Below are 22,123 nucleotides of genomic sequence, written 5' to 3' on the forward strand. Positions count from 1 at the left end.
ACGCGGCACACATGGACGGTGCCGCCCTCGCCGCCACCTCCTCCGGCACCTCCGCCGGTGAGGCGGCCGCGTTCTGGGTGCTCGGCACCATCGCCGTGATCGGCGCGCTGGGCACCGTACTGCTGCGCAAGGCCGTGCACTCGGCGCTGTGCCTCGCGGGAACGATGGTGCTGCTGGCGCTGTTCTACCTCGCCAACGGCGCGTACTTCCTGGGCATCGTGCAGATCGTCGTCTACACGGGCGCGGTCATGATGCTCTTCCTCTTCGTGCTGATGCTCGTGGGCGTGAGCACCGCGGACTCCCTCAAGGAGACGCTCAAGGGCCAGCGCTGGCTGGCCGTGGCCTGCGGTCTCGGCCTGGGCACGCTGCTGATCTCCGGCATCGGGCAGGCGTCCGTGCAGTCCTTCAGCGGGCTGGAGGCCGCCAACTCCGGCGGGAACGTGCAGGCTCTGGCCTCGCAGCTGTTCACGAAGTACGTCGTCGCCTTCGAGGTGGTGGGCGCGCTGCTCACCGTCGCCGCCGTCGGCGCGACGCTGCTGACGCACCGCGAGCGCATCGAGAAGTCCAAGTCACAGCGTGAGCAGGCCGAGGAGCGCGTCAGGAAGGGCACGCAGCTGCCCCCGCTGCCCGCGCCCGGCGTCTACGCACGGCACAACGCGGTCGACCGCCCCGGCCTCCTGCCGGACGGAACCCCGTCCGACATGACGGTCAGCGCCACGCTGCGCAACCGCGGTCAGATGCGCGAGGTCGGCCCCGAGGCCCTGCACCGGGTCGCGGCGCTGGAGCAGCGCACCGCCGACCAGCACGGTCAGGCCGACTACGGGCGGATGTACGGCGAACCCCACGACCCGGACCGCGACACGGACGACGCGGACGACGCGGGCCGGGGCCGTGAGGCCCGGCAGGCACGGGACGAGGCCCGGGAAGAGGAGGCCGCCAAGTGAGCCCCGTCAACTACGTCTATCTCGCCGCGCTGCTGTTCACCATCGGTGCCGCCGGTGTGCTGATCAGGCGGAACGCCATCGTGGTGTTCATGTGCATCGAACTGATGCTGAACGCGGCGAACTTGACGCTGATCGCCTTCTCCCGCATCCACGGGAACCTCGACGGCCAGATCATGGCGTTCTTCGTCATGGTCGTCGCTGCCGCCGAAGTCGTGGTGGGGCTGGCGATCATCGTGATGATGTACCGCTCCCGGCACTCGGCCTCGGTCGACGACGCCAGCCTGATGAAGCTGTAAGGGGTACGAACCAGTGGAGTCATTGATCGGACTGCTCGTCGGCTTCCCGCTGCTGGGTGCGGCAGTGCTGCTGTGCGGCGGCAAGCGCGTGGACCGGACGGGGCACTGGCTGGGCGTACTGCTCGCCGGAGCCTCGTTCGTGGTGGGCGCGGTCCTCTTCTTCGACATGCTCGGCAAGAGCACCGACGAACGGGCCCTGCACCAGCATCTGTTCAGCTGGGTGCCGGTGGAGAGCTTCCAGGCGGACGTCGCCTTCCAGCTCGACCAGCTGTCGATGACGTTCGTGCTGCTGATCACGGGTGTGGGCACGCTGATCCACATCTACTCGGTCGGCTACATGGAGCACGACGAGCGCCGCCGCCGCTTCTTCGGCTATCTCAACCTGTTCCTCGCGGCGATGCTGCTGCTGGTGCTGGCCGACAACTACCTGCTGCTGTACGTCGGCTGGGAGGGCGTCGGCCTCGCGTCGTACCTGCTCATCGGGTTCTGGCAGCACAAGCCGAGCGCGGCCGTGGCCGCGAAGAAGGCGTTCATCGTCAACCGCGTCGGTGACGCGGGCCTGGCCATCGCCATCTTCCTGATGTTCACCACGTTCGGCAGCTTCGCCTTCGCGCCCGTCCTCAGCAACGCCACCGAGGCGGGCGAGGGCAAGCTGACGGCGATCGGCCTGATGCTGCTGCTCGCCGCGTGCGGCAAGTCGGCACAGGTGCCGCTGCAGTCCTGGCTCGGAGACGCGATGGAGGGCCCCACCCCGGTCTCCGCGCTCATCCACGCCGCGACGATGGTCACCGCGGGCGTCTACCTCATCACCCGCTCCGGCGCGATCTTCAACGCGGCGCCGGACGCGCAGACGGTGGTGGTCGTCGTCGGCGCGGTCACGCTCCTCTACGGTGCGATCGTCGGTTGCGCGAAGGACGACATCAAGAAGGCCCTCGCGGGCTCCACGATGTCGCAGATCGGCTACATGGTCCTCGCGGCCGGACTCGGCCCGATCGGCTACGCCTTCGCGATCATGCACCTCGTCACGCACGGCTTCTTCAAGGCGGGCCTCTTCCTCGGCGCCGGCTCGGTGATGCACGGCATGAACGACGAGGTCGACATGCGCAGGTACGGCGGTCTCCGCAAGTACATGCCGGTCACCTTCGTGACGTTCGGGCTCGGATACCTGGCCATCATCGGCTTCCCCGGCCTGTCCGGCTTCTTCTCCAAGGACCAGATCATCGAGGCGGCCTTCGCCAAGGGCGGCACGCAGGGCTGGATCCTGGGCGCCGTCACGCTGCTGGGCGCCGCGATCACCGCGTACTACATGACGCGCGTGATGCTGATGACCTTCTTCGGCGAGGAGCGCTGGAAGGGCCAGGAGAAGGAGCCGCACCCGCACGAGTCGCCGCGCTCCATGACGATCCCGATGATCGTGCTGGCCTTCGGATCGGTCTTCGCGGGCGGCCTGTTCAAGGTGGGCGACTCGTTCGTGCACTGGCTGGAGCCCGTCACCCAGTTCGAGCACGGCCACCCGCCGGTCTCGGCCGCGGTGGTCACCGGTGCGACCGTCGTCACCATGCTCGTCGGCGTCGGCGCGGCATGGCTGCAGTACGGGCGCAGGCCCGTACCGGTCGAGGCGCCGCGCGGCAGCCTGCTGACGCGGGCGGCCCGCCGCGACCTGCTCCAGGACGACATCAACCACGCCGTCCTGGTCAAGCCCGGCGAGTACCTCACGCGGGGGCTGGTCTACGTCGACAGCAAGGTGGTCGACGGTCTCGTCAACGGCACCGCCGCCTCGTTCGGCGGTCTGTCCGGCCGTACGCGCCGGCTCCAGAACGGTTTCGTCCGCTCGTACGCGGTCTCGATGTTCGGCGGCGCGGCGGTACTGGTCGCCGCGACCCTGCTGATGAGGGCGGTCTGAGTCATGTCATTTCCTCTGCTGACGGCAACGGCGGCGGTGCCCGCGGTGGGCGCGATCGCCACCGCGGCCGTGCCCGCCGCCAGGAAGCGCGTCGCCAAGTGGGTCGCGCTGCTCTTCTCGGTGGCGACGCTGGCGCTGGCCGTGGCCGTGCTGGTGCGCTTCGACCCGGGCGGGGAGCGCTATCAGCTCACCGAATCGCACGCCTGGATCAGGGACTTCGGCGTCCGCTACGAACTGGGCGTCGACGGCATCGCCGCCGTACTCATCGCGCTGACGGCCCTGCTGCTCCCCTTCATCATCGGAGCGGCCTGGCACGACGCGGACGACCTGGAGCCCACCCGCCCCAACCGGCGGTGGCGGCCCACCCAGGGCTTCTTCGCGATGATGCTCGCCGTCGAGGCGATGGTCGTCATGTCCTTCGCCGCCACGGACGTGTTCCTCTTCTACGTCTTCTTCGAAGCCATGCTCATCCCGATGTACTTCCTCATCGGCGGCTTCGGCGACCGCGCACACGCGGCCGGTGAGGAGGAGGCGGGGAAGCAGCGCTCGTACGCGGCGGTGAAGTTCCTGCTCTACAACCTGGCGGGCGGCCTCATCATGCTGGCCGCGGTGATCGGCCTCTTCGTCGCCACCTCCGACCAGCTCGGCGAGGGCACGTACTCCCTGCAGCAGATCGTGCAGGCACGTGCCGACGGCGACTTCCAGCTCGGCACGAACACCGAACGGCTGCTCTTCCTCGGCTTCTTCTTCGCGTTCGCCGTGAAGGCCCCGCTGTGGCCGCTGCACACGTGGCTGCCCAACGCGATGGGGGAGTCGACGGCTCCGGTGGCGGTGCTGATCACCGCGGTCGTCGACAAGGTCGGCACCTTCGCGATGCTCCGCTTCTGCCTCGGCCTCTTCCCCGAGGCCAGCGCATGGGCGACGCCGGTCGTGGTCGCGCTGGCGCTGGTGAGCATCCTCTACGGCGCTCTGCTGGCCGTCGGCCAGCGCGACATGAAGCGCCTGATCGCCTACGCGTCGATCTCCCACTTCGGCTTCATCGTGCTGGGCATCTTCGCGATGACCAGCCAGGGCCAGAGCGGAGCGACGCTCTACATGGTCTTCCACGGCGTCTCCACCGCCGCGCTGATGCTGGTCGCGGGCTTCCTCATCAGCCGCCGCGGCTCGCGTCTCATCGCGGACTACGGCGGCGTCCAGAAGGTCGCCCCGGTACTCGCCGGGACGTTCCTCGTGGGCGGGCTCGCGACGCTGTCGCTTCCGGGCCTCGCGCCGTTCATCAGCGAATTCCTGGTGCTGGTGGGCACGTTCAGCCGCTACCCGGTCGCCGGCATCGTGGCGACGGCGGGCATCATCCTCGCCGCGCTGTACGTCCTGCTGATGTACCAGCGGACGATGACGGGGCCGGTGGAGAAGAGCGTCGTACGCGAGATGCCGGACCTGCGGCCCCGCGAACTGGCCGTGGTGGCACCGCTGATCGCCCTGCTGATCTTCTTCGGTGTCTTCCCGCAGTCGCTCACCGAGATCGTGAACCCCGCCGTCGAGCACACCATGTCCGACGTGCAGAAGAAGGACCCCAAACCAGACCATCCAGTCGCCGACAAGGGCTGGTTCGACTACAAGCCGGTGGACGGCCACGCCGGAGGTGACCACAAGTGAGCGCCGTGGCAACAGCGGGGACTGTCCCCAGCCTGTGGACACTTGCGGCGGAGCCGCTCGAAGCTCCCAAGATCGAGTACGGCCAGCTCTCGCCGGTCATCATCGTGCTCGGCGTCGCCGTGCTCGGCATCCTGCTGGAGGCGTTCCTGCCGCGCAGGATGCGGTACGGCGTCCAACTGGTCGTCACCGCACTGGGCTTGGTGAGCGCCTTCGCCGCGGTCCTGGGCCTGGCCGTCACGGGTCACGCCACGACGAAGCGCGCCGTCGTGGGCATGGGTGCGCTCGCCGTCGACGGGCCGACCCTCTTCCTGCAGGGCACGATCCTGCTGGTCGGCCTGGTCTCGGTCTTCGTCTTCGCCGAGCGCCGGCTCGAACCCAGGTCGCAGAAGGCCCACGTCGACTCGTTCGCCGCACAGCCCGCGGCCGTTCCCGGCGGTGAGGGCGAGCGCGAGGCGAACGCGGCCGGCTGGACGACCACCGAGGTCTACCCGCTGCTGCTCTTCGCAGTGGGCGGCATGCTCCTCTTCCCTGCGGCCAACGACCTGCTGACGCTCTTCATCGCGCTGGAGGTCTTCTCCCTCCCGCTGTACCTGCTGTGCGCGCTCGCCCGCAGGCGGCGTCTGCTCTCGCAGGAGTCGGCGGTCAAGTACTTCCTGCTGGGAGCCTTCTCGTCCGCGTTCCTGCTGTTCGGCGCGGCGCTGATCTACGGCTACGCGGGGACCTTCGCCTACTCCGGCATCGCCCGCGTCATCGGCAACGCCGACCGGCAGACCACCGCGGTCCTCGCCGAGACCGCGGGCAGCGACGCGCTGCTGCTCATCGGCGGGGCCCTGGTCGTGATGGGCCTGCTCTTCAAGGTCGGCGCCGTGCCGTTCCACATGTGGACGCCGGACGTCTACCAGGGCGCGCCGACCCCCGTCACCGGCTTCATGGCCGCCGCGACGAAGGTCGCCGCGTTCGGCGCGCTGCTGCGTCTGCTGTACGTGGCACTCGAGGGCCTTCGCTGGGACTGGCGCCCCGTGATGTGGGGCGTCGCGATCGTCACGATGATCGCGGGCGCCGTCATCGCCATCACGCAGACCGACGTCAAGCGGCTGCTGGCGTACTCGTCCATCGCTCACGCGGGCTTCCTGCTCGCGGGTGTCATCGCGACGGAGGGGAGGGGCATCTCCTCGGTGCTCTTCTACCTGGGCGCCTACTCGTTCGTGACGCTCGGCGCCTTCGCCGTGATCACGCTCGTACGGGACGCCGGCGGCGAGGCCACGCACCTGTCCAAGTGGGCGGGCCTGGGCCGCCGTTCGCCGCTGCTGGCGACCGCCTTCTCGGTCTTCCTGCTGGCGTTCGCGGGCATCCCGGCGACGTCCGGGTTCATCGGCAAGTTCGCCGTCTTCGCGGCGGCGGCGAAGGGCGGGGCCACTCCGCTCGTCGTCGTCGGTGTGATCGCCTCGGCCATCGCGGCGTTCTTCTACATCCGCGTCATGGTGCTGATGTTCTTCAGCGAGCCGAAGGCGGACGGGCCGACGGTCGCCGTGCCGAGCGTGTGGACGACGTCCGCCATCGCCATCGGCGTCGTCGTGACGCTCGTCCTGGGCGTCTTCCCGCAGTACTTCCTGGACCTGGCGAGCCAGGCGGGCGTCTTCGTCCGCTGACGCCGCCTTCCAGGCGTACCGAGTCACCGCTGCCCGGCACCCCGTGAGGGGCGCCGGGCAGCGGTGTGTCCGGCCCGGGTGAACGCGCGGTACGGGGGCGGCGGGGTGACTCGGCAGACGGGGGGACGCAAACGCGTTGCACGAGCGCGGCAGGGCAGGAGGAGGGACGACTTCGGGTGATCCGACGCGACTTGACGCTGCGGGCTGCCACGGCGCTGGCATGGCTGGGCGTGCTCGCCTTCGCCGCGTGCCTGCTGGTACGGAGCGTGGCGCCGTACCCCCGCTGGGACTTGCTGGCCTGCCTGCTGGTGGTGGCCGCCGCTTCCGCGTACTGGCTGGCCCGGGTGCGCCGGGTCGCCGGCGGTGGCGATGGTGAGCGGGTGCGGTACTGGTGGCCGCGCCGCCGGGTGGTCGGCGTGTGCCTCGCCGTGCCGGTGCTCTTCGCAGCGGCGCTACTGGCCGGTGTCGGCGCGGATTCGGCAACGACGCAGCTCCAGCGCATCACCGCGGACGGCCCGGCCGTCGCTCCCGTCGAGATCGTGAAGGTTCATGACGTCCGCAAGTACTCGGACCAGAGCAAGGTCCGGTACCGCTCGGAGGTCACCGTCACCCCTGCCGAGGGGGAGGCCGGTTCCGGTCGACCGCAGCGGATGCGGGGCGAGGTGGAGCTGCGGCAGCCCGCCGAGGCGGGCGACCTGGTGTGGGGCCTCTACGCGCCGGACGCCCCGCAGCACGGCGTCGTGCTGGGGCCCGAGGAGGACCTGAAGGCGCTCGTCGGCGGCGGTCCGTCCATGCTCGGCCGGGTCTCGCTGGTCTTCATCGGACTGTCCGTGCTGGGGTACGCCGCCGTCGCCCTGTTCACACGGAACTCGCAGCCGCTGGCCGCGTCCTTCGGGGAGGCGCCGGACCGCGTGCGGTGTGCCCGCGTGCGGGTGGCCGCGGTCACCGCGGGACGGCATCTGCGGCACAACCCGAAGGCCAAGGGCGGCTGGGACCGCAGCGATCTGCGTCCCGCGCTGCGCCTCACCGCGGGTGAGGAGAGCCGTGAGCTGTTCGTGGACCGCTGCCTGGAACCGCGGGTTCTGGCCGCGGAGGCGGAGGGACGGACGGGGGCCCTCTACTGGACGGCCGACGTCTCCGGGGAGCCGACCGCCCCGGACGATCCGGCGTGCGTGGGCAGCGCGGTGCTGGTGCTGGACGGCGGTACGGACGGTGACGCAGACGGGGAAGACGGCAGGCGCTACGTGTACGGCGAGGTCTCCGGCGGGAGCGACGGCCCGAACCTGCCTTCCGATGCCGCGTCCGGAAGCCCATACGAGGCGGCCGGGCCGGTGTACGCGATCGGCCCGTACGCGGTCTGGCACCCCGGCAGTTTCCGTCCCGCAACCGTCGGGCTCGCCGTCGCGTTCCTCGCCGCCGTGCTGCTGACCACGGGTGCGGGCGCGGAGAGCGGATACGGCGGCTCCGTGCTGCTGTGGGCCCTCGTCCCGCTCTTCGTCGCCGCACCCGCCGCCGGGCTCATGCTCACCGCCCGCCGAGTAACGGCGCGGCTGCGGGAGTTGCAACGCAGCACGGACGGCGCAGAGGTCCGGGACCCGCGCAGCGAGGGTGAGACACGCCCTAGCGGGCGACGCCCCCGTGCAGGGGACGTTTCGTGACCGAGGCGTCCTGCGCGGGTCGAATGAACCGTTGCCGGCGGCTCTCGAGGGGGCCCGTCTCGCCCGGGCGGGAGGACGAGCCTGCGCGTAGGGCTGCCGCGCCCGGCCTTCGCGGTCGTGCGGGATTCCGTCAGGAGGCGCCCGGCTGCTGCTAATTTGACATGCCCCTGCAACTGGGCGGGGCGGGAGCCGAGGGAGACGACACGTGCGCACATCAGCGCGGACGGCCGGGGCGGTGGCTGCGATCGCGGCAGCCGCGCTGCTGGTGAGCGGCTGCGGAAGCAGCGACGAGAAGGCGGCCGACGACGGCGGCGACGGCGGCAAGAGCGACGCCTCGGTCTCGTCGCCGGAGGCGGATCCCGCGGCCACCGCGACGGCTGAGAAGTCCCAGAAGCCGAAGCCGCCGTCCGACGGGAAGGACGCGAAGCCGCCGAAGGTCGCCGGCATCTGGAAGGCGAAGGGGAAGCAGCTCGTGCTGACCATCGCCGGGGACGCGGTGACCCTGCTGCGGCAGGAGTCCAACTGCACGGGCCGGGTCGTGGACAAGACGACGCTGACGCTCAAGTGCCCCGGCGGCACCGGGGAGGACCGTACGAACGGGACGGTGGGAGCGCTCAAGGCCGAAAGCATGAAGGTCAGTTGGAACGGCGGCGCCACGGACGTCTACAAGAGGGTCGCCGACGCTCCGGCGAAGCTGCCCGAGAACCCGGGCGACGTGGCGTCCCTGCTCCCCCAGGAGTGACCCGGGGCGCGTGCTGACACGAGTGATGCCCCGCTGCTCGCTCGCTGGGAGTGGCGGGGCATCACGGAGTCGGGACGGGGTCAGAGGCCGCGCAGTTCGTCCCGCTGGACAGCCGTGATGAACGACGACCAGGCAGACGGCTCGAAGGTGAGTGCCTGAATGTCCGGGTCCTTGCTGTCGCGGACGGGTACGGCTCCTGCGCTGACGTAAGCCGGAGCCCACTCAACACAGTTGGCGCCCCCATTGCCGCTGTAGCTCGACTTGACCCACTCCGCCCGGGAGAGGTCGGGGTTGGTGCTCATGTCGGAAGCTCCTCCAGTGCGGACCTGATGAGTGCCGCCGAGTCGCCCGGCGACAGGGCGCAAGCCCTCAGCAGATCGTATGCCCGCTGCCGTTCCGCCACGACCCCAATATCCTCCAGCAGCGTCCCGGTGCTGATGCTCTCCTCGTAGGCCACCCGCGCACCGTTCTCCAAGGTCATCAGCCTCAGCGTGCCACCCACCAGCGCATGTCCCCCTCGGTCGAAGGGGAGAACCTGCACCACGGTCGTCGGTGTGAGGGCCAGCTCGGCGAGACGGGCCAACTGGGCGCGCATGACTGCCGGTCCGCCGAAGCCTCGCCGGAGCACCGCCTCGTCGAGGATCAGGGAGAGGTCAGGCGGCGGATCGGCCTTCAGCAGCGCCTGCCGGCTCATGCGGGCCGTGACCAACTCCTCGATCGCGTCCGCCGCCGCCTTGGGGCTGGACACGACGAACTGAGCGCGGGCGTAGTCCTCCGTCTGCACCACACCCGGCACGATCTGAGGGCTGTACTCCTCGATGAGCCTGGCTCGTGCCTCCAGCTCCATCTGACGCCGGAACTGGTCGGGGTGGATCTCCCGGCTGGCGAGCCGGTACAGCTCCTCGAAGATCCCGTCCGTTCCGAAGGCCGCGTCCAGTCTCGCCGGGAGTGACGGGGGCGGCATCGCTTCGGCTGTCTCGATGCGGGCCAGATGGCTGCGGCTGACGTTCACGATGTCCGACAGGCCCTCAAGGCTCGTGTCGGCGCGCTCCCGGTGCGCGCGCATCTTCGCGCCGAACAGATGGCGGGCGCTTCGGTCGGGCGTCAGCTCCCGAGGACGTGCGGCCACTGTGCAACTCCCGTCTCCCCAAAGGTGGCTGGGGACATGAACCCCTACTCATCGCCCGTCATCCAGGGCAATGCTGTGACTACGCAACGTAATGGAATCCTGCCGGGGCCGGCAGGCGAACGAAGGAGTAGGCAGCATGACGACGGGGCAGCAGGCGGATTCGAGGAAGATCGAGGAAGCCGAGGAGGCGCGAGAGGTGCTTGCGGCGGCCCTGCGGCGTGCGGGCGTCCAGCTTCCGGCCATGGACGTACGGGTGCCTCTGGGCGCGGGCAGGGCGAGGTACGCGTTCGTGAACCTCGGTGAGTGCTCGGCGCCGGTGGCACGTGACCTCGCGGCAGTGATCGAGAAGGGCGCGGGCCGGTGAGTCTCGACCCTGAGGGAGTGGCAGCCGAGGGGCACGGTCGGCTCGTCCGCGACGAAGTGACAGGCGAGGTGGGCGAGTTGATGTACGTCGGGGACTACGAGGACCCCGCCGGCCGTCCGCGGCGGCGTCGGCGCCTGGCGTTCCTGCGGCCCGAGGGCGGTGGCCGTGAGTGGACCACCGACCCCGACCACGTCACGCTTCTGGGCTCAGCCACGACTCGGCGTCGCGACCGTCATGGAGGTGGAAGCGGTGACCCCCGCTCCGAAGCCGGAACGTGACGACGCCCCGACGCGAAGCTCGAAACCCGTCAGGTGCGCACACCCCGCGATCAAGAAACGCAACGGCAAGATCTGCTGCGCGGATTGCGGCGTGCAGTTGTACCTGTGACGGCCCGGCCGCAGGGGCGTCAGGAACGCTCGCGGCGGCGGATCAGCGGCTCGTCGACGGCGTCGACCAGCCAGTCCAGCTGCGCCTGGTCGCCGAGTACGGGGTTGCTCAGCGTGCCCACGCCGTCGATGGTGATCTCCACCGTGTCGCCGCCCCGCAGCGTGAAGTCCATCTCGGGGACGATGCCCGTGCCGGTGCACAGCACCGCCCCGTCCGGGAACGGCTGGGCGTGCCAGAGGTAGGCGGGCAGGCCGTGCGGGTCCCGGTGGAAGGCGGCCGTCGACGTCTCGCCCTCGAAGGCGACGGCGCCGTCCCGCCGTACGACGAGACGGATGCCGAGGTCCGCCGTGTCCGTCAGCTCCCAGGCGGGCACGATGCCGGGGGAGACCGACGCGCTTCCGCCGTAGATCTTGGCCTGCGGGAGGTAGAGCGGGTTCTCGCCCTCGATGGTGCGCGAGCTGACGTCGTCGGCGACGACGTAACCGACCGTGTCGCCCTGCCTGTTGACGACGAGGCCGAGCTCGGGTTCGGGCACGTTCAGCTCGGAGTCGTCCCGTACGGCTATCGGCTCGCCGTCCGTCACCACGCGCCACGGCGGGGCCTTGAAGAACAGTTCGGGGCGTTCGGCCTCGTAGACCCGCTCGTACACGGACTGCTCCGTGCTCTCGGCGACCCTCGCCTCCCGTGACCGCTCGTAGGTGACGCCGGCCGCCCACAGCTCCATCAGCCCGTCGAGCGGCGGCAGGAGGAGCACCGAGGACTCGGTGAAGACCGCGGGGGCCTCGCAGGTCCGCTCCACGAGGGCGCGCAGCTCGGCGGTGGGCAGCCGCAGCAGATCGGCGACGCGTGAGACGCCGTCGAAGGGGCGCACGGCACCGGACCCGTCGGCGACGCCCGTGCGTACGGTCCCGCTCTCGTCGGCGAAGCGGATGATGCGTGTCATCGCCTGCTCCTCTCTTGCTCATCTCCGTCTGCACGTGCCTGCCGCTGTGGACGAGGAGAGACGGGCTGAAGACGTCTGACCGCTGGAACGTAACCTTCGTGGGAACCGCTGACAAGAGGTGGTGAATCAATGATTCACCTGTGTGTTGATCACCGGCCCTTCGCGGTATCGCTCTGGCGGTGACGGCAGACATCTGACATCTTGGCCTGAGTTCGCGAGTCTGAGGCCGCACGCCCGCCGCGGCTCCGCGCCCGGGTGGCGACCCCCCGGGGCACGCCGCGGCCGCGTCCCTCAGCCTTCACGCACGCAACAGGAGTGAGTGCCGATGACCGCCCGCATCGCCGGCGTCGAGACGATCGACGTCCGCTTCCCCACGTCCCGCGCCCTCGACGGCTCCGACGCGATGAACGAGGCGCCGGACTACTCCGCGGCGTACGTCGTGCTGCACGTCGAGGAGGAAGGGGGAGGCCGGCCCGCCGTCGCGGAGGGCCACGGGTTCACCTTCACGATCGGACGCGGCAACGACCTGGCGGCCCGCGCCGCCCAGGCCGTCGGCGAGCGGGCCGTCGGGCTCTCCGCCGAGGAGATCGCCGCCGATCTCGGCGGGTTCTCCCGGCACCTCCTCGGCGACAGCCAGCTGCGCTGGCTGGGCCCCGACAAGGGGGCGATCCACCTGGGCACCGCCGCCGTCGTCAACGCCGGCTGGGACCTCGCCGCCAAGCTCGCGGGCAAGCCGGTGTGGAAGCTCCTCTCCGACTTCACGCCTCGGCAGATCGTCGACCTCGTCGACTGGCGCTACCTCAAGGACGCCCTCACCCCGGAGGCCGCCCTGGAGATGCTGGAGGCCCGCGTGCCGGGCCGTGCCGAGCGGGAGGCGCACGTCCGCGAGCAGGGCTACCCCGCCTACACCACCAGCGCGGGATGGCTCGGCTACGACGACGAGAAGCTGGCCCGGCTGTGCCGCGAGGCCGTGGAGCAGGGCTGGGACTCCGTCAAGCTCAAGGTGGGCGCCGACCTCGCCGACGACGTACGCCGCTGCCGCATCGCCCGGGAGATCATCGGCCCCGGACGCCGGCTGATGATCGACGCGAACCAGACCCTCGGCGTCGCCGAGGCAGTCGAATGGGCGGAGGCGCTCAAGGAGTTCGACATCTGGTGGTTCGAGGAGCCCACCAGCCCCGACGACATCCTCGGTCACGCCGCCATCGCCCGCAGCATCAAGCCCACCCACGTCGCCACGGGCGAACACGCCCACAACGCCGTGATGTTCAAGCAGTTCCTCCAGGCGGACGCGATCGGCATCTGCCAGATCGACGCCTGCCGTCTGGGTGGCGTCAACGAGGCGGTGGCGTCCCTGCTGCTGGCCGCCGCGCACGGTGTCCCCGTCTGCCCGCACGCGGGCGGTGTGGGGCTGTGCGAGCTGGTGCAGCACCTGTCGGTCTTCGACTACGTGGCGGTCAGCGGATCGATGGAGGACCGGGTGATCGAGTACGTCGACCATCTGCACGAGCACTTCCACGACCCGGTCCGGGTGCGCGGCTCGCGCTACATGGTTCCCGAGGCCCCCGGCTACAGCGCCCAGATCCGCCGCGAGACGCTCGACGCCCACCGCTACCCGGACGGTTCCGTGTGGAGCGGTGCGCAGCGGGTGACATCCTGACGTCGCGCATGCCGGGGGACGCCGACGGAGGAGACAGGGAGCACACGGTGCACGAGCGGGCGGGGACATGAGTGCCGCCGGGCCGGGAGGCGGCCCGGGCAGCGTCGTCGACGTGGCGATCAGCCGTCTCAAGCAGCGCATCGAGACGGGCGAGTTCGCGCCGGGGCACCGGCTTCCGCCGGAGGCCGTGCTCGCCGGGGAGCTGGAGCTGTCCCGGCCCTCGCTGCGGGAGGCCGTACGGGCGCTGGCGATGGCCGGGGTCCTGGACGTGCGGCGCGGCGACGGCACCTTCGTCACCGACCTGCGTCCCGAACGGCTGCTGAGCGCGATCGGCAGCTTCCTGGACCTGGCCCAGGACACCGCGCTGGACGAGATGCTCGAGTGCCGCAAGGTCCTGGAGCCGGGCGCCACGGCGCTCGCGGCGACCCGCATGGACGAGGCCGCGCTCGACGCGCTGCTGGAGCGGATCGAGAGGATGCGCACGCTCCAGGACCCGGGCGAACTGGTCCGCGAGGACCTGGCGTTCCACCGCGACATCGTCGCGGCGACGGGCAACCGCACCCTGGAGTCGCTGGTCTCCTCCGTCAGCAACCGCACGGCCAGGGCGCGCATCTGGCGGGCCCTGGTCAAGTCGGACGTGCTCGCCTGGACGCATCAGCAGCACATGGACATCTACACCGCGCTCCGCGCCCGCGACAGTCTCGGGGCTTTCGCGGCGGCGAGCCGCCACGTCAGCGATGTCGAGAACTGGGTGCGGGCACGGCTGGACGCCGTCCGCGACGGCACGGAGGACCCCGGCACGGAGGACCCCGGCACGGAGAGGCCCGGCACGGAGGGCCCGGGCACCGACGCGTCCGGAGCGGCCGAGGACACCGGCGCCGCCGGAGCGCCCGCCGCCGGCCCCTGAGCGGGGCCCCGCGCACCGCGGCCGGGCCGGACCAGCGGTCCGGCACGGCACGTCCGTCGCTCCCGCTCCCGCCGGTGTCAGCGCGGCGGCGTCACGCGTCCGCTGACCTCGCCCATCCCGATACGGCTGCCGTCCGGGCCGGGTGCCCACGCGGAGAGCGTCACCTCGTCGCCGTCCTCCAGGAACGCCCGGCTGCCGTCCGGGAGTTGCAGCGGCTCCTTGCCGCCCCACGTCAGCTCCAGCAGGCAGCCACGCTGGCCCGGTTCCGGGCCGCTGACCGTCCCCGACGCGTACAGGTCGCCCGTACGCAGGGACGCGCCGTTGACCGTCATGTGGGCGAGCTGCTGCGCGGCCGTCCAGTACATGGCGGAGAACGGGGGCTCGGCGACGGTGTGGCCGTTGACGCTGACCGTGATGCGCAGGTCGATGCCGCCGGGCTCGCTCTCCGCCGCGTCGTCCAGGTAGTCCAGGACCGGTACGTCCCGTGCCGGGGGAGCCGTGCGCGCCGCGTCCAGGGCGTCGAGCGAAGTGATCCAGGCGGAGACCGACGTCGCGAAGGACTTGCCGAGGAACGGCCCGAGCGGCACGTACTCCCACGCCTGGATGTCGCGTGCCGACCAGTCGTTGAGCAGCGTCACGCCGAAGACGTGCTCGCGGAAGCCGGACAGCGGCACGGCGGTGCCCTGCTCGGAGGGTGTGCCGACGACGAAGCCGACCTCGGCCTCGATGTCGAGCCGCCGGGACGGCCCGAAGAGCGGCGCCTCCTCGTTCGGCGGCTTGCGCTGGCCCTTGGGCCGCACGACGGGGGTGCCGGAGACCACGACGGTGCCGGCGCGGCCGTGGTAGCCGATGGGCAGGTGCTTCCAGTTGGGCGTCAGCGCCGCGCCGTCGGGACGGAAGATCCGGCCGACGTTGGTGGCGTGGTGCTCGCTCGCGTAGAAGTCCACGTAGTCCGCGACGTCGAAGGGCAGCCGCATCGTCATGGCGTCCAGCGGACGCACGAACCGCAGCGTCGTCTCCCGGTGCCGGGGCTCGGTCAGCCACTCGCGCAACTGGGCCCGGACGTCCGTCCACACCGGACGGCCCGCCGCCATCAGCGAGTTGAGCCGCGTCTCCCGCAGCAGCGCCGCGTGGGGCGAGCCGAACGCCTCCGCGGCGGCACCCGCGTCCAGCACGGAGTCGCCGTAGCGCACGACGATGTGCGGACGGTCCGGCTCCTGACGGGTGGCGCCCACCCCGTAGGGGAGGTTGTGCGGGCCGAAGGGGTCCCCCTCGGGCAGATCGAGCTGATTCGCGTCGGTCACGGATGCCTCGCCTTCGAGATCGTCGCCGGTCCAGGGCGAGTTCAGCGTACGGCCACGGGCCGTGCGCGCCGCGTGCCGCCCTGGCCCGGCCCGGGGCGGTGCCGTCCTGCCCCGGCCCGGGGCGGTGCCGTCCTGCCCCGGCCCGGGGCGGGGCCGCGGAGCGCGCGCGGCCGCTCCCATCTGGGGCTCGTGTGCGCGACGTCTCCGGAATCGGGGTGCGGTACCCCTTGCTGCGGTGCCGACCGGGCGCCCATGGTGATCGGGCAAGGACCGGATACGCTTCCCGGTGAAGGCAGCGCCGGCGACTGGTCGCGGCGATGCCGGGAAGTTGAGACAGCGGGTGTCCACCCCGGCCGCCCCTTTGTCGTTCGCAGACAGGAGACCCCTCGTGACCGTCGTCGGGCCCTTCGGACTGACCGTGCGGGACCAGGCCCTCGAAGCCGATGTCCAGGCAGGGTTGGCGGCTGTCGAAGAAGGTCTCTTCGAGGCCACCAAGAGCGATGTCCCGTTCATAACGGGCGCCGCGCAGCACCTGGTGAGGGCCGGCGGGAAGCGTTTCCGGCCCCTCCTGGTGATGCTCGGCGCACAGTTCGGCGACCCGCACGCACCGGGCGTGGTGCCCTCGGCGGTCGTCGTGGAGCTGACACATCTCGCGACGCTCTACCACGACGACGTGATGGACGAGGCGGACGTGCGGCGCGGAGTCCCCAGCGCGAACGTCAACTGGACGAACTCCGTGGCCGTCCTGACCGGGGACTTCCTCTTCGCCCGCGCCTCCCAGACCCTGGCCGACCTCGGCCCCGAGGCCGTCCGCATCCAGGCGGAGGCGTTCGAGAGGCTCGTCACCGGACAGATCATGGAGACCGCCGGCCCCGGTGAGGGCCGCGACCCCGTCCAGCACTACCTGGACGTCATCGCCGGCAAGACCGGCTCGCTCATCGCCGTCGCCGGCCGCTTCGGAGCGCTCATGTCGGGCGCGGACGAGAGCGCCGTCTCCATCCTGACGCAGTACGGCGAGCGCGTCGGCACCGCCTTCCAACTCGCGGACGACGTACTGGACATCGCCAGCGACTCGCACGAGTCGGGCAAGACCCCCGGCACCGACCTCCGCGAGGGCATCCCCACGCTCCCGGTGCTGCACCTGCGCATGCGGGCCGCCTCCCCGGATGGCACCGCCGAGGACCGCGCCCTGTGCGAGCTGCTGGACGGCGACCTCACCGACGACGCCCGCCACGCCGAAGCCCTCGCGGGACTGCGGGCCCACCCGGCGCTGGAGCAGGCCCGCCGCGACACCGTGCGCTACGCGGACGAGGCGCGCGAGACGCTGCGGCCGCTGCCCGACTGCGCGGCCAAGGCGGCCCTTTCGCAGCTGTGCGACGCGGTCGTGCACCGCGCCTCCTGACCCGCTCGAGCTGACCCGCCCGAGAGCGAACCGGGCGACCTGACGGGCCGTGCGTTTGCGACGGCGTATCAGGGTTCTCACCCGGGGGCGGGCCGCCGCGCGGTGGAGGCGGGAGGACTCTGCCTCCAACTGCGGGAGTACGCACAGTTGCCTCCACCGGCTGACGCGCGAGGCTCACCGTTTTGGTGCCATTGAGGAACCACCCCGCGCCGTCCCCGCAATATCGGGGAGAATGGCGGAGCAGGCCTGGGGCCTCCCCGCAGGAGGCCGGAGTGGGGCCTCCCCGCCGACGGCTGGGGAAGGACGAGTGCGAGGTACTGAACCGCCACCGACCCGGAGGTAGGCACCAACATGGCACAGATCCAACCGAGGACGTCCGGCGGTAAGGCCGTCAGGTACGGCATACCGGTCGCCGTCGTGGGAATCGCCGCGGCGACTGTCGGGCTCGTACCGGCGCTGGCCAGCTCCGGCAACCCGGATCTGCCCGAGATCTCGGCGCAGAAACTGGTGGAGAAGATGGCCGCCTCGGACACCGAGCACATGTCCGGCACCGTCAAGGTGAGCGCGGATCTCGGACTCCCCGGGATGCCGGGGATGGACGGCGGCAGCGGCAAGCAGGGCGGCGGCCTCTTCGGCGGCGGCCCGCACGGGGACGGCCCCGGCGGCGACGGGAAGGGCGGAGGCAAGGACTCCACCGCTCAGCCGCAGGAGAAGCTGATGGAGCTCGCCTCCGGCGAGCACACGCTCCGCGTCGCCACGGACGGCCCCGACAAGCAGCGCGTCTCGGTCGTCGAGGAGGCCGCCGAGTACAGCTGGATCCACAACGGCAACGAGGCGTGGGCGTACGACAGCGGGAGCGGCACCGCGTTCCACGTCGTCGCTCCCGAGGACGCCGTCTCGAAGGACCGCGGACACGGCGGGAAGCTGGACAAGGGCCTGGGGAACGCCACCCCGCAGGAGGCGGCCCGGCAGGTGCTGAAGGCGACGGAGGACACCGCGTCCGTCTCCGTCGACGGCACGGCCCAGGTCGCGGGCCGCGACGCCTACCAGCTGCTCGTGAAGCCGAAGGGCGCCCCGCACTCGACGGTCGACTCCGTGCGGATCGCGGTCGACGCGGAGAACGGCACGCCCCTGAAGTTCACGCTCAGCCCGAAGGGCGGCGGCAAGCCCGTCGTCGAGGCGGCCTACACCAAGGTCGACTTCGGCAAGCCGTCGGCCGGCACCTTCGACTTCAAGCCCCCGAAGGGCACCGACGTCACGGAGCAGAAGCTCGACGGCGAGGCCCTGCGCGAGCACCACGGCAAGTCCGGGCACCACGGGACGTCCGAGAAGGGCGCCAAGCCCGACAAGGACGCCCGGCCCGAGCTCTCCGGCCTGAACACCCTCGGCAAGGGCTGGGGCGCCGTCGCCGAACTCAAGGCCCCCGAGGGGGCCGTGGACGGACTCCCGGGCATGGGCGGCGGAGAGTCGGAGGGCGGCTCGAAGCCGTCGCAGGCCGAGGAGATGCTCGACAGCTTCACCGAGAAGGCCGAGGGCGACTTCGGCCAGGGCCGCGTCTTCAAGACCCGCCTCGTCAACGCCCTGATGACGGAGGACGGGACGGTCTACGTCGGGGCGGTCAGCAAGGAGGGCCTGATCAAGGCCGCCGAGGCAGCCGGCAGGTGACGGCCGCCGCGGCGAGCTGAACTCCCGGTCCGGTTCCCGCCGCCGCCCGCGGCGGGAACCGGTGCGCGGGGCGGAACCACGACCGAGCACGGGAGCACCATGGGCCGCCAGCCGTCCGCCGAAGCCGTCATCGAGACGCGCGGGCTCAGCAAGACCTACCGCGGAGGGCGGCCGGCCGTCGACGGGCTCGACCTGTCCGTGCCGCGCGGCAGCGTCTTCGGCTTCCTCGGACCGAACGGCTCGGGCAAGACCACCACGATCCGCATGCTGCTGGGCCTCATCGACGCCACCAGCGGCAGCGCCCGGCTGCTCGGCGAACCGGTGCCGCGGGCGGCAGCGCACGTACTCCCCCGGGTGGGCGCGCTCATCGAGGGACTGGCGCTCTACGGGTTCCTCTCCGGGCGCGGCAACCTCCGCCGCTACGACGCGGCGGACCCCACGGCCGATCCCCGCACGCGTGACTCGCGGGTGGAAGCGGCGCTGCAGCGGGTGGGGCTCTCGGCCGCGGCGGGCAAGAAGGCCAAGGCGTACTCGCTGGGGATGAAGCAGCGGCTCGGCATCGCCGCCGCTCTGCTGCGGCCGCGTGAGCTGCTGGTGCTGGACGAGCCGACCAACGGCCTCGACCCGCAGGGGATGCGGGAGATCCGCTCGCTGGTGCGGGCGCTGGCGCAGGACGGCACCACCGTCTTCCTCTCCTCCCACCTGCTCGACGAGATCGAGCAGGTCTGCTCGCACACGGCGGTGATGAACCGCGGACGCCTCGTCGCCCAGGGCACCGTCGCGGAGATGTCGGCCGGCGCACGCGGCAGGCTCTCCGTCACCACACCGGACGGCGCGGACGCGATGCGCGTGCTGAAGGAGCACGGGCTGAGCGACCTGGCCGCGGCGGAGTCGCCGGACGGGCAGACCGTCACGGGTGAGCTGCCCGGGCCGGGAGAGCCGCCCGGCGGACCGCCGCCGGACCTCGCCGACCTCAACGCCGCGCTCGTACGGGCCGGGGTGCGGGTGCGGGCGTTCGGCGTCACCAGGGCGTCACTGGAGGACGTCTTCGTCTCCCTCACCGGGGAGGGCTTCGATGTCGCGGGCTGAACTCGCCGGCCGGGAGGGCCGGTTCGCCGCCGGTGCGCACGGGACGGACCGCGGGGGTGCCGGGGCCGCGTCCGCGGGCCGCCCCTCCGCGCGCCGGGCCCTGGCCCTCTTCCGCAGCGAGGTCCTCATGACGTTCCGGCGCTGGCGCACCCTCGCGCTGCTGGGCGTCCTGGCCGCCGTCCCCGTCCTCGTCGGCATCGCGGTCAAGATCGAGACCGGCGGCGGAGACTCCGGAGGCGGCGGGGGAGGCGGACCGGCTTTCATCTCGCAGATCACCAACAACGGACTCTTCCTCGTCTTCACCTCGCTGGCCGTCACTCTGCCCTTCTTCCTGCCGATGACGGTGGGCGTCGTCGCCGGGGACTCCGTCGCGGGCGAGGCCGGTGCGGGGACGCTGCGGTACCTGCTCGTCGCCCCGGCGGGACGCACCCGGCTGCTCCTCGTCAAGTTCGCCGCGACGATGGTCTTCTGCCTGGCCGCCACGCTCGTCGTGGCCGTCTTCGCGCTCGGCACAGGGGCGCTGCTCTTCCCGGTGGGCGAGGTCACCCTGCTGTCCGGGACCGCCGTCCCCTTCTCGGACGGGCTGCTGCGCGCCCTGGCGATCGCACTCGCGGTGGCTCTGTCGCTGACGGGTCTGGCCGCGCTCGGACTGTTCGTGTCGACCCTGACGAACAGCGGGATCGCCGCCATGGCCACGACGGTGGGGCTGCTGCTGACGGTGCAGATCATCGACACCGTGCCGCAGCTGCACGCGGTGCACCCGTACCTCTTCACGCACTACTGGCTCAGCTTCGCCGACCTGCTCCGCGCGCCCGTCTACTGGGAGGAGCTGCTCAGGAACGCCGGAGTGCAGGCGCTCTACGCCGCCGTGTTCGGCTCCGCGGCGTGGGCGCGTTTCACCACGCGCGACATCACGGCGTAGCCGGTGTCACCCCGAAGCGCGCGGTACCGGCCGGCCGTCCGGCGCACGCTATGGTGCCCCGTCGCCCTGTCAGGGCAGGCCGTGCGCGTTCTCGTCGGCGAGTTCGCGGGTGCGGCGCAGCAGCGCCTGCCGGACGGCGTCCGGTGACAGGACCCGCAGGGGGGTGGCCAGGCCGAGGAGGTATGCGGCGAGCCCGTCCGCGTCCGGCCCGCCGATGTCGACGATCGTGGCGCCGGGACCTTCGGGGCGGTGGACGCCGACTGATGACGGGATCAGCCGCAGCGCCTGTTCCACAGGCACCGGGATGCGGACCGTCGCGCGGAGCGGATAGGGGCCGGTGGCGACGGAGCGGGAGACGAGCAGCGCGGCGTCGGGTGGGTCGACGATGTCCGCCGCGTGCCCGGTCGGTCGGAGGCGGTCGACCCTGTCGGCGCGGAAGGTCCGCCATCGGCCCCGCGTGACGTCCCTGGCGACGAAGTACCACCGGCGTTCCGTGTGGACGAGGCGGTACGGGTCGACTTCGCGGACCGTGGCCCTGCCTTGCCAGTCGCGGTAGGACAGCCGGGCACGTTCGCCGCGGCGGCATGCGGCAGCCAGTTCCAGCAGCGTGCCGGGGCTGATCTGCGGTTCGCCGGGCCTGGGGGTGTGCACGAACGCGGCGTCCATCTCGCCCAGCCGGTGCGCGATCCGCTGTGGCAGCACCTGCCGCAGCTTCAGCAGCGCCGACAGCGCGGCGTGGTCGCCGCCGAGAGCGCCGCTGAGCGCTGCCTCGCGCAGCCCGACAGCGACGGCGAGTGCTTCTTCGTCATCGAGGATCAACGGCGGCGTCCGGGCTCCGGCACGGAGGCGGTAGCCGCCCCATGGCCCGGGGTCGGACTCTATGGAATAGCCGAGTTCCCGGAGCCTGGCGATGTCCCGCCGCACGGTGCGCCCGGTGACCTCCATCCGGTGTGCCAGATCGCCGCAGGTCCACGACGGCCGGACGGCCAGCAGTGAGAGGAGGCGGAGCAGGCGGGCTGAGGTGCTGATCACTTTCCGGAGTGTGCCAGGGGACCAGGACAGAACCTGTCCTGGTCCCGTCCTAGTGTCCGTCCCGTGAACCGTTCCATGAACACGGCAAAGACCTCCGAGCCGACGTTCCGCTACTCGGCCGTCACCTTCGACTGTCCCGATCCGGCCGCGTCGGCCCGCTTCTACAGCGAGATCCTCGGCCTGCCCGTCGTCTTCTCCACCGACGACTTCGTCCTGCTCGGCCAGGAGGGCGCGGCCGGACTGGGCTTCAACCGGCTGACCGACTACCGCCCTCCCACGTGGCCGGACCCGTCCCAGGAGAAGCAGGCTCACATCGAAATCGGCGTCGACGACCTGGACGCCGCCCAGGCCCGGCTGCTCGCCCTGGGGGCGGTGGAGCCCGGCTTCCAGCCGGAGCCCGACCGGTGGCGGGTTCTGCTGGACCCCGCAGGCCACCCGTTCTGCATCTCCACCCTGGTCTGAGCGCGACCC

At 71.5% G+C, this 22,123-nt stretch carries 21 protein-coding genes; 16 read left to right on the plus strand and 5 right to left on the minus strand.

What is annotated here, in order from left to right:
* Positions 1-11 precede the first annotated feature (11 nt).
* From H181DRAFT_RS26045 to H181DRAFT_RS26075, 7 genes are all read left to right on the plus strand, one after another.
* On the plus strand, positions 12-944 hold the full coding sequence (locus H181DRAFT_RS26045) for an NADH-quinone oxidoreductase subunit J (protein ID WP_045866922.1): 933 nt from the start codon (positions 12-14) through the stop codon (positions 942-944).
* Positions 941-1,240 (plus strand): NADH-quinone oxidoreductase subunit NuoK, encoded by a 300-nt coding sequence (gene nuoK, locus H181DRAFT_RS26050; protein ID WP_045866878.1) that lies wholly within the window; start codon positions 941-943, stop codon positions 1,238-1,240. Before H181DRAFT_RS26045 ends, nuoK begins: the two co-directional genes overlap by 4 nt.
* Positions 1,241-1,253: 13 nt before the next feature.
* Entirely contained in the window at positions 1,254-3,143 is a 1,890-nt protein-coding gene (nuoL, locus tag H181DRAFT_RS26055) for an NADH-quinone oxidoreductase subunit L (protein ID WP_045866879.1), read from the plus strand.
* 3 nt (positions 3,144-3,146) lie between these two features.
* Positions 3,147-4,799 carry an NADH-quinone oxidoreductase subunit M gene (locus H181DRAFT_RS26060; protein ID WP_045866880.1) on the plus strand — a complete coding sequence of 551 codons (1,653 nt, stop codon included), beginning with the start codon at positions 3,147-3,149 and terminating at the stop codon, positions 4,797-4,799.
* Between the two features lie 5 nt (positions 4,800-4,804).
* Positions 4,805-6,448 (plus strand): NADH-quinone oxidoreductase subunit NuoN, encoded by a 1,644-nt coding sequence (gene nuoN, locus H181DRAFT_RS26065; protein ID WP_107068858.1) that lies wholly within the window; start codon positions 4,805-4,807, stop codon positions 6,446-6,448.
* A 176-nt stretch (positions 6,449-6,624) separates the two neighbouring features.
* A complete protein-coding gene (locus tag H181DRAFT_RS26070; RefSeq protein WP_045866882.1) occupies positions 6,625-8,106 on the plus strand; it encodes a hypothetical protein in 1,482 nt (493 codons plus the stop codon).
* Positions 8,107-8,311: 205 nt separating this feature from the next.
* Positions 8,312-8,848, plus strand: coding sequence for a hypothetical protein (locus H181DRAFT_RS26075; RefSeq protein WP_045866883.1), 537 nt, complete (start codon positions 8,312-8,314; stop codon positions 8,846-8,848).
* An 80-nt stretch (positions 8,849-8,928) separates the two neighbouring features.
* Here the strand turns inward: H181DRAFT_RS26075 and H181DRAFT_RS26080 are convergent, their stop codons facing one another.
* On the minus strand, positions 8,929-9,150 hold the full coding sequence (locus H181DRAFT_RS26080) for a DUF397 domain-containing protein (protein ID WP_045866884.1): 222 nt from the start codon (positions 9,148-9,150) through the stop codon (positions 8,929-8,931).
* Positions 9,147-9,977, minus strand: a complete 831-nt coding sequence (locus tag H181DRAFT_RS26085) for a helix-turn-helix domain-containing protein (protein ID WP_045866885.1) — start codon at positions 9,975-9,977, stop codon at positions 9,147-9,149. Before H181DRAFT_RS26085 ends, H181DRAFT_RS26080 begins: the two co-directional genes overlap by 4 nt.
* Positions 9,978-10,113: 136 nt before the next feature.
* On the opposite strand from H181DRAFT_RS26085, the gene H181DRAFT_RS26090 reads away from it, so the two are divergent.
* Both H181DRAFT_RS26090 and H181DRAFT_RS29040 read left to right on the plus strand, forming a co-directional pair.
* Positions 10,114-10,341 carry a hypothetical protein gene (locus tag H181DRAFT_RS26090; protein WP_052708742.1) on the plus strand — a complete coding sequence of 76 codons (228 nt, stop codon included), beginning with the start codon at positions 10,114-10,116 and terminating at the stop codon, positions 10,339-10,341.
* Positions 10,338-10,619, plus strand: coding sequence for a hypothetical protein (locus tag H181DRAFT_RS29040; protein ID WP_175439829.1), 282 nt, complete (start codon positions 10,338-10,340; stop codon positions 10,617-10,619). Before H181DRAFT_RS26090 ends, H181DRAFT_RS29040 begins: the two co-directional genes overlap by 4 nt.
* Before the next feature lie 128 nt (positions 10,620-10,747).
* Here the strand turns inward: H181DRAFT_RS29040 and H181DRAFT_RS26095 are convergent, their stop codons facing one another.
* A complete protein-coding gene (locus H181DRAFT_RS26095; protein ID WP_045866887.1) occupies positions 10,748-11,671 on the minus strand; it encodes a fumarylacetoacetate hydrolase family protein in 924 nt (307 codons plus the stop codon).
* 325 nt (positions 11,672-11,996) lie between these two features.
* Here H181DRAFT_RS26095 and H181DRAFT_RS26100 point away from each other — a divergent pair, with 325 nt between their 5' ends.
* Positions 11,997-13,331 carry an enolase C-terminal domain-like protein gene (locus H181DRAFT_RS26100; RefSeq protein ID WP_045866888.1) on the plus strand — a complete coding sequence of 445 codons (1,335 nt, stop codon included), beginning with the start codon at positions 11,997-11,999 and terminating at the stop codon, positions 13,329-13,331.
* A 67-nt stretch (positions 13,332-13,398) separates the two neighbouring features.
* Positions 13,399-14,238 carry a FadR/GntR family transcriptional regulator gene (locus H181DRAFT_RS26105; RefSeq protein WP_074468055.1) on the plus strand — a complete coding sequence of 280 codons (840 nt, stop codon included), beginning with the start codon at positions 13,399-13,401 and terminating at the stop codon, positions 14,236-14,238.
* 77 nt (positions 14,239-14,315) lie between these two features.
* Here the strand turns inward: H181DRAFT_RS26105 and fahA are convergent, their stop codons facing one another.
* The gene (fahA, locus tag H181DRAFT_RS26110; protein WP_045866924.1) at positions 14,316-15,542 is read right to left on the minus strand and encodes a fumarylacetoacetase; all 1,227 of its coding nucleotides are present in this window, start codon (positions 15,540-15,542) and stop codon (positions 14,316-14,318) included.
* A gap of 388 nt (positions 15,543-15,930) precedes the next feature.
* Between fahA and H181DRAFT_RS26115 the strand changes: the two genes are divergently transcribed.
* The 4 genes from H181DRAFT_RS26115 to H181DRAFT_RS26130 all read left to right on the plus strand — a co-directional run bounded on the left by H181DRAFT_RS26115 (position 15,931) and on the right by H181DRAFT_RS26130 (position 20,620).
* Positions 15,931-16,944: a polyprenyl synthetase family protein gene (locus H181DRAFT_RS26115; protein WP_045866889.1), complete on the plus strand. Its 1,014-nt coding sequence runs from the start codon at positions 15,931-15,933 to the stop codon at positions 16,942-16,944.
* Between the two features lie 351 nt (positions 16,945-17,295).
* Positions 17,296-18,609 carry a LolA family protein gene (locus tag H181DRAFT_RS26120; RefSeq protein WP_045866890.1) on the plus strand — a complete coding sequence of 438 codons (1,314 nt, stop codon included), beginning with the start codon at positions 17,296-17,298 and terminating at the stop codon, positions 18,607-18,609.
* A 99-nt stretch (positions 18,610-18,708) separates the two neighbouring features.
* Positions 18,709-19,698, plus strand: a complete 990-nt coding sequence (locus H181DRAFT_RS26125; RefSeq protein WP_045866891.1) for an ABC transporter ATP-binding protein — start codon at positions 18,709-18,711, stop codon at positions 19,696-19,698.
* Entirely contained in the window at positions 19,685-20,620 is a 936-nt protein-coding gene (locus H181DRAFT_RS26130; protein WP_045866892.1) for an ABC transporter permease, read from the plus strand. Before H181DRAFT_RS26125 ends, H181DRAFT_RS26130 begins: the two co-directional genes overlap by 14 nt.
* 69 nt (positions 20,621-20,689) lie before the next feature.
* On the opposite strand, the gene H181DRAFT_RS26135 is transcribed toward H181DRAFT_RS26130, so the two are convergent.
* The gene (locus H181DRAFT_RS26135; protein WP_045866893.1) at positions 20,690-21,652 is read right to left on the minus strand and encodes a helix-turn-helix transcriptional regulator; all 963 of its coding nucleotides are present in this window, start codon (positions 21,650-21,652) and stop codon (positions 20,690-20,692) included.
* A gap of 75 nt (positions 21,653-21,727) precedes the next feature.
* Here H181DRAFT_RS26135 and H181DRAFT_RS29580 point away from each other — a divergent pair, with 75 nt between their 5' ends.
* Positions 21,728-22,114, plus strand: a complete 387-nt coding sequence (locus H181DRAFT_RS29580) for a VOC family protein (RefSeq protein WP_045866894.1) — start codon at positions 21,728-21,730, stop codon at positions 22,112-22,114.
* Positions 22,115-22,123: the final 9 nt, after the last annotated feature.

This window comes from Streptomyces sp. WMMB 714, assembly GCF_900090125.1.
In the GTDB taxonomy this organism is placed as follows: Bacteria; Actinomycetota; Actinomycetes; order Streptomycetales; family Streptomycetaceae; genus Streptomyces; species Streptomyces daqingensis.